The 7,102-nt window shown below is 42.5% G+C and carries 7 protein-coding genes; 5 read left to right on the top strand and 2 right to left on the bottom strand.

What is annotated here, in order from left to right; genetic code table 11:
- Positions 1-105 precede the first annotated feature (105 nt).
- Complete coding sequence (locus ACQKL0_RS07015) at positions 106-585, bottom strand: GAF domain-containing protein (protein ID WP_427686796.1); 480 nt, start codon at positions 583-585, stop codon at positions 106-108.
- Positions 586-736: 151 nt separating this feature from the next.
- Between ACQKL0_RS07015 and refZ the strand changes: the two genes are divergently transcribed.
- Positions 737-1,393, top strand: coding sequence for a forespore capture DNA-binding protein RefZ (gene refZ / locus ACQKL0_RS07010; protein WP_402874931.1), 657 nt, complete (start codon positions 737-739; stop codon positions 1,391-1,393).
- On the opposite strand, the gene hisJ is transcribed toward refZ, so the two are convergent.
- Positions 1,386-2,198: a histidinol-phosphatase HisJ gene (gene hisJ / locus ACQKL0_RS07005; RefSeq protein WP_427686794.1), complete on the bottom strand. Its 813-nt coding sequence runs from the start codon at positions 2,196-2,198 to the stop codon at positions 1,386-1,388. The genes refZ and hisJ overlap by 8 nt on opposite strands.
- 168 nt (positions 2,199-2,366) lie before the next feature.
- Here hisJ and ezrA point away from each other — a divergent pair, with 168 nt between their 5' ends.
- The 4 genes from ezrA (at position 2,367) to ACQKL0_RS06985 (ending at position 7,038) form a co-directional block, all read left to right on the top strand.
- Complete coding sequence (ezrA, locus tag ACQKL0_RS07000; protein WP_427590641.1) at positions 2,367-4,070, top strand: septation ring formation regulator EzrA; 1,704 nt, start codon at positions 2,367-2,369, stop codon at positions 4,068-4,070.
- 322 nt (positions 4,071-4,392) lie between these two features.
- A complete protein-coding gene (locus ACQKL0_RS06995; protein WP_402957742.1) occupies positions 4,393-5,541 on the top strand; it encodes a cysteine desulfurase family protein in 1,149 nt (382 codons plus the stop codon).
- The gene (gene thiI, locus ACQKL0_RS06990) at positions 5,538-6,749 is read left to right on the top strand and encodes a tRNA uracil 4-sulfurtransferase ThiI (RefSeq protein ID WP_402874942.1); all 1,212 of its coding nucleotides are present in this window, start codon (positions 5,538-5,540) and stop codon (positions 6,747-6,749) included. The genes ACQKL0_RS06995 and thiI overlap by 4 nt, the downstream gene beginning before the upstream one ends.
- An 82-nt stretch (positions 6,750-6,831) precedes the next feature.
- Positions 6,832-7,038 carry a small, acid-soluble spore protein, alpha/beta type gene (locus ACQKL0_RS06985; protein ID WP_402874945.1) on the top strand — a complete coding sequence of 69 codons (207 nt, stop codon included), beginning with the start codon at positions 6,832-6,834 and terminating at the stop codon, positions 7,036-7,038.
- The last annotated feature ends 64 nt before the right edge of the window (positions 7,039-7,102 follow it).

The following is a 7,102-nucleotide window of genomic DNA, read 5'->3' as shown; positions in this document are numbered from 1 at the left end:
TCATTTTACTAAAAAGGGCGATTTTTTTGTGCATAAATTTCATAAAAAAAGGGTTGCCCTAAAAGTCATTTTCCTGACTTTTGGGACAGCCCCTTCGTCTTGTTTCTATAAATAGTTGCAAAGGATGTCCGTTATTTTCTCCAACCCTTGTTGATCGCTTTCATCAAATCGGTTTGGGATCGGGCTGTCGATATCAAGCACGCCAATTAGCTTGCCATCCTTCATGAGCGGGACGACTATTTCCGATCTCGTGGCAGCATCGCAGGCAATATGTCCCGGGAATTGATGGACGTCCTCAACCCTCATGGTTTTCCGCTCAGCTGCTGAGGTCCCACATACACCTTTGCCGATTGGAATGCGGACGCACGCTGGAAGGCCTTGGAAAGGACCTAAGACCAATTCGTCTTTTTCGAGTAAATAAAATCCAACCCAATTGATTTCGCCCAAGAATTGGTTGAGCAAGGCGGATGCATTACTTAAGTTGGCAATCATGTTCGGTTCATCTTCGATAAGGGCTATGAGCTGTTTTTGTACGAGCGCATAGTTTTCTACTTTATTTCCTTGATACATTTCGACATTAAACAAAAGGATTCACCTGTCTTCCGCATTATATTACAGGACTTTCTTGACAAGCCACTGGATGAAGAGAAATTGTCGAGAACTTACTAAAGGAGTTGGCCGGTTTCATACAGAATTAATCCACAAGACTTGTCTCAAAGAAAGCGAGGGATTGCCGATGAATCGCCAGACGCCAACGAAACAAGCTATTGTGGAAGCTGCCCTGCATTTATTTCATTTAAAGGGCTACCATGCAACATCCATACGGGATATCGCCAATAAAGCTAAAGTGAATGCTGCCAATATTGCCTACTATTTCAAGAATAAGCAGGGACTGTTGGAGTTCTGCTTCATTTCCTATTTAGAAGAATACCTTCTAGTCCTTGAAAGGAATATGGAACAACTGGAGATTAAAGGTCCACAAGAGTGCCTGATGAATCTAGTGAAGGATATCCTCACGTTTCAGAGAAAGAATTTTTTGGCGGCCCGATTCATCTATGGGGAATCGTCACTTGATTCCAACTTGAACCGTGAAATTCATTCGACCTATTTTACAAAAGAAAAATCTTACTTTCAATATATCCTGGAACAAGGGATTAAAAGCAGGAACTTCCATTCGGTTTCCATCCCCATGTTCATGTTGCAGTTAAAAGGCCTATTAACAGCGCCGGTCCTTCATACCCATTATGCAATGGAAGTCCTGCATGTGTTCCCTCAGGAAGCCTATTATACGAATCTATATGCAGAGGAAGTCGGTCGGTTCCTGGAAGATACATTATTCATTTCGGAAGAGCTGCAACCCCTGCTAGCGGGAAGACCCGAAATGTTTACTTGAATGAGCCCTTGAATTCCGGAATGAGCGACTCGAAACCCTGTCCTAAATCCTTGGCTTGATGAGCATCGGAACCATAAACGAGCGGGATGCCGAGATCCATGGCCCGTCTGGCAAAGCGCTCCGGAGGATAAGGCTCACCACAAAGTGGTTTTACGAAACCAGCTCCGTTATAATCAAGTGAATACCCCTGTTCCTTGATCAAACCCAAAACTCGGTATACGTGGTCGTCAAAATTGTTTTCAGGCGGATATCGATGCTGGAATTTATGAACAAGGGTAATGTGCCCGATTCGTTTTGGTTTATAGATTCCTAGATCAGCACGAATTGATTTTTCTAAGGTATCGTAATATTTGGCATATACAGCATCGATGGATCCTAATTCGGTCGCAATCGAACGGAATGTAGCATCACTGAAATCGATGCAGTGCCAGTTCTGTTCCTGCTTGATGAAATGGACGGAAAGAATGCTGTCATCGAGGAATTCGCCGACTTCATTGAGGAATTCTTTTGTTTCCTTTTCGAATCCCTCTATAAAGTCAACCTCCAGGCCTCTTTTAATGAGGATTTTGTCTTTGTAATGCTCTTTTAATACATGAAGCTCTTGAAAGTAATCAAGAAGCAGGGTGGGATCCATTCCACTGTCTTTTTCAGGGGTCGGATCTTGAAAACCCGGTGGTAAAGGTGCATGTTCCGTGAACGTAATTTCCTTTAATCCGAGTTCAATTCCCCTTGTAATATAATCATCAAATGTATCCGTTGAACCGTGTGGGCAAAACGAAGTATGCACATGTCTATCAGATTTCATGTTCTTTCCCTCCCATATAAACGGTATTAGTAGCAATTTTCTACAAAAATTATATTTTTCTCGTCAAAAATTATTGCTAACATGGTATCATAAAAGCATTAAATTGAACATTTTTTACATTTATATATAAAAGAGCGTGGCTGTAAGGATTAGAACAGGGGGCTTACCATGGTATTCATATACATACTTGGAATAATAATCGTGTTATTTTTAATTTTCATAGTTTGGGGCTATTTTTACAAAAAGAAATACTTCAAGGAAATCGATCGTCTTGAATCCTGGAAGATCAGTATCTTGCATCGCCCCGTTTTAGAAGAACTATCCAAAGTCAAACAATTGAACATGACAGGTGAAACAGAAGAAATGTTCGAAAACTGGCGCGTGGAATGGGATGCCATCATTACGGATCATATGCCGAAAGTTGAAGAGCTCTTGTTCGATGCGGAGGAATTTGTCGATAAATTCCGTTTCAGCCGTTCGAAAGAGACACAGCGACAGATTACGTTAAAACTCGATGAAATTGAAGAAATGATCAAAAAAATCTTGTACGAATTGAATGAACTTGTTGGCAGTGAAGAAAAGAACCGAGTGGAAATTGAGGACATAAAAGAAACGTATCGCCAATTGAAAAAGACATTGCTTGCCCATCGTCATAATTATGGGAAAGCGGCGGATAAGCTTGAATCCTCCCTTGATGAGGTATTGCAGATCCTCCAGCAGTATGAGGAAGAAACGGTCAATGGGAACTATTTAAATGCGAGGGAACTTGTCCTTTCCATAAAGGAAAAGCTCACTGTCCTGGGTACGAAAATGGAAATGCTCCCTAAGTTATTGGTTGATAGCCAATCCGAGTTACATTCGCATCTTAGTGAATTGAAAGACGGATATCAGGAGATGGCCGGTCAGGGTTATCTATTGAGCCATATCCAATTCGAACAGGAAATCTCCCGTTTGGAGAATGAACTGGACCTATATAAGACACAATTGGAAAATGCAGAAACGGAAGCGGTTGAAACGGGAATCAAGGATGTCAGGGAAAGCATTGAGGTGCTATACGACCTACTGGAGAAAGAAGTGCTTTCCAAACAGTACATCCTGAAGAATGATGAAGTGCTCCGGAATATGATAAATGACCTTGAAGAAGAAATCGATGAGCAAAAAACAGAAACCGTGCATGTTCAAGAAACGTATCATCTCACTGAAAATGAATTGGAAGCACAACGGAAGATGGAAAAGCAAATTGCCCAGATTTCCAAACGCTATCAATTGCTTGTCTTGAAAATTGAAGATAATGTAATGGCGAGCTCGCTGATCAGTGAAGAAATGCAAAGCCTTGCCAAACAGCTGAACGAATTGCAAGAAAGCCAAAAGGACTTCAGTATTAAATTACAGGATTTAAGAAAAGATGAAATGGATGCAAGGGACTCACTGGCCGATTTGAAACGGAAAATGATCGAAACCAGCCGATTGATTACCAAGAGCAACATTCCCGGTCTGCCTGAAGAGTATAAATTGGTGCTTCAGGATGCTAAGGAAAGCGTGAGTGACGTTCAAAGCAAACTGGAGGAAAAACCTCTTGATATGTCCGCTGTCTATATCTACCTAGAAAAAGCCGTTGAACAGGTCAACAAGGTTTATGATAAGGCACATGAACTCATTGAACATATGTATCTCGCAGAAAAAGTGATTCAATTCGGTAATCGGTACCGTAGCAGTCATGAGACGGTTGCTGAAAGCTTGAGACAAGCTGAAGCCAAATTCAGGAGCTATGAGTATCAAGCTGCATTGGAAACGGCTGCCACCGCGATTGAAAAGGTCGACCCAGGCAGCTTACGAAAAATCGGAGCGAATCTAGAAGAAGTTCTTTCCTGAAAACCCGCTATGGCGGGTTTTTTCGTGTGATCACAAAGTAGATGAAAGCGAGGCTTGTTTAAAGGCCCTTCAGAACGTTTTTAAATCCCGAGAGGCTTATTTAATCCAGAATGTAATGTCATGGCTCCATATAAGCCTCAGGATGGCTAAAAAGCGGAGGGAAAGGATGAAGCAAGCGAAAAGATGGGGGTAACTTGTTTACCTAGGTGTTTCCATTCTCTTTCAATTTCAATTATGTTAAAATTAGAAGTTGCAAGTGCAACATATGAAACGGACTAAAGACGATTTACATCATAGATACAAGAACATGGAAGGTGAAACCATGATTTATTTTGATAATAGTGCAACAACAAAACCATATCCAGAAGTGATTGAGTCATTCATAAAGGTGTCTACTGATTATTTCGGTAACCCATCTTCCCTTCATGGGCTTGGAGTGCAGGCGGAAAAATTATTGTCTGCAGCTAGAAAGCAGATGGCTGAATTGCTAAAGGTGAAAAGCTCGGAAATTTATTTCACGTCCGGTGGGACGGAATCGAATAACCTGGCGATCAAAGGGGTGGCACAGGCGTACGCTAACCGGGGAAAACATATCATCACGACGGCCATTGAACATCCATCCGTCGGTGATGCATGCCACTCTTTGGAGGAACAGGGATTTGAATTGACCTACTTGCCTGTCGATGAGCAAGGTCGAATTTCACTCTCCGACCTTGAACTCGCATTACGGGAAGATACGATTTTAGTATCGATCATGCATGTGAATAACGAAGTGGGCTCCATTCAGCCCATTGCGGAGATCGGTAGCTTGCTGAAACGTTACCCAAAAGCGCTTTTCCATGTTGACCATGTACAGGGAGCAGGTAAGGTTGATTTGCCAATAAGGGAAAATAATATAGACCTCTGTTCCATTTCTGGCCATAAAGTTCATGGGTTGAAGGGAACGGGCATCCTTTATATCCGCGATGGTGTCCGTATTCAATCCTTGTTCCATGGAGGCAATCAAGAGACGAAAATAAGAAGTGGCACAGAAAATGTGGCCGGCATTGTCGCTCTTTCCAAAGCTTTTCGCATTAGTATGAACAATCAACAGCTGTATCATGATAAGATGCAACAAATCCGGGATTATTTATACGAGGGCCTTATGAAAATGGATGGAGTCTTGGTAAACAGCCCATTAAATGGGGCTCTTCATATCCTGAATTTTTCCGTGCCCGGTCTTAAGTCGGAAGTATTGCTTCATGCTCTTGAAGCTGAGGGAATAGTTGTCTCGACTACAAGTGCCTGTTCTTCTAAAAAAAGGACGTCAAGCAAAACGGTGGAAGCGATGTTTCATGACTCCGTCCGTTCCGAGAGCGTGATTCGGATTAGCACCACTTATAGTAATCAATTGGAAGAAGCAGAGAAAGTCCTGGCAGCGATCCAGAAAATAGTCGCTAATTTAGAAAAAATAATGAGGGTTGCGAAATGAAATTTGATCATATAATTATCCGCTACGGCGAAATCTCCACGAAGAAAAGAAACCGCAAAGGCTTCGTGGACAAGATGAAGGCACATGTCCGCTGGAGTTTAAAGGATATCGAGGGCGTGCAGTTGACTTCGAATCGGGAACGGATGTATGTCCTGTTAAATGGGGTCGATCACAAGCCGGTCATAGAACGATTGAAAGGGATTTTTGGCATTCAGTCCTTGAGCCCCGCGGTTAAAATCGAACGGGACCTGGAAGTGATGAAAAATGCGGCTTTGTATTATTTGAACAACACACTTGGGGAAGTCGCTACATTTAAAATTACGACAAAACGGTCCGATAAGGATTTTCCATACAATACGGATGAAATAAATCGGGCGCTAGGCGGTCATTTGCTTCGTAATACCGAAGATTTAAAAGTGGATGTAAAAAACCCAGATTTGAATTTACTTGTGGAAGTGCGACGGGAAGCAGTGTATTTAACAGGTGAAATCATTCCAGGAGCCGGCGGTCTGCCATTTGGTTCAAGTGGTAAAGCAATGTTGATGCTCTCAGGTGGAATCGACAGTCCTGTTGCCGGATTCCTATCAATGAAACGCGGATTGGATGTGGAAGCGATCCACTTTTACAGTCCTCCTTTCACAAGTGAACGTTCCCGCCAAAAGGTGATAGACCTCGCAGGGAAGCTTGCTGAAATTAGTGGCAGCATGAAGGTCCATATCGTACCATTCACGGAAATCCAGTTACTGATCCAGAAACAGATTCCGGAGAACTACTCCATGACGACAACACGCCGCTTAATGATGCGTGTTGCTGACAAAATTCGTGAGAAAGAAGATGCAATGGCACTGATCACGGGTGAAAGCCTTGGACAGGTAGCAAGTCAGACGATGAGCAGTATGTATGCCATCAATGAAGTGACGAATACGCCCATTCTTCGTCCGTTAATCACAATGGATAAAACGGAAATCATCAAAATGGCTAGAGAGCTGGATACATTTGAAATTTCGAACCTTCCATTCGAGGATTGCTGTACGGTCTTCACACCGGCAAGTCCGAAGACAAAGCCGAAACGCGAAAAAGTCAATTATTATGAAAGCTTCGTGGACTTCGAAACATTGATTGAAAAAGCGGTGTCCGACACAGAGATTGTGACGGTCCAACCTGGACAGGTTTTCGACGATAATGAAGCGCTGGAAGACCTTTTCTAAAACCCTACAATTACCAATAAATAAGTAGGAATGAAGCCATGTGTTTTAACACACTCTATAATCACAAGGAGGTGAAAAACACATGGCAAACAACAACAGCTCAAACGACTTATTGGTACCTGGAGTAGAACAAGCTCTAGAACAAATGAAATACGAAATCGCTTCAGAATTCGGTGTGCAACTTGGTGCAGATACAACTTCTCGCGCTAACGGATCAGTGGGTGGAGAAATTACAAAGCGTCTAGTTCAAATGGCTGAACAACAATTAGGCGGCGGATTCAGACGATAAGATAATTGAATAAATATGGCTGCAGAGAGCGGGGATTCCCCCGCTCTCTTTATTTTATTTCAGA

It is taken from the genome of Peribacillus sp. NPDC097264 (assembly GCF_050277925.1).
Classification (GTDB): domain Bacteria; phylum Bacillota; class Bacilli; order Bacillales; family DSM-1321; genus Peribacillus.
This window is presented reverse-complemented; position numbering and strand designations above follow the sequence as displayed.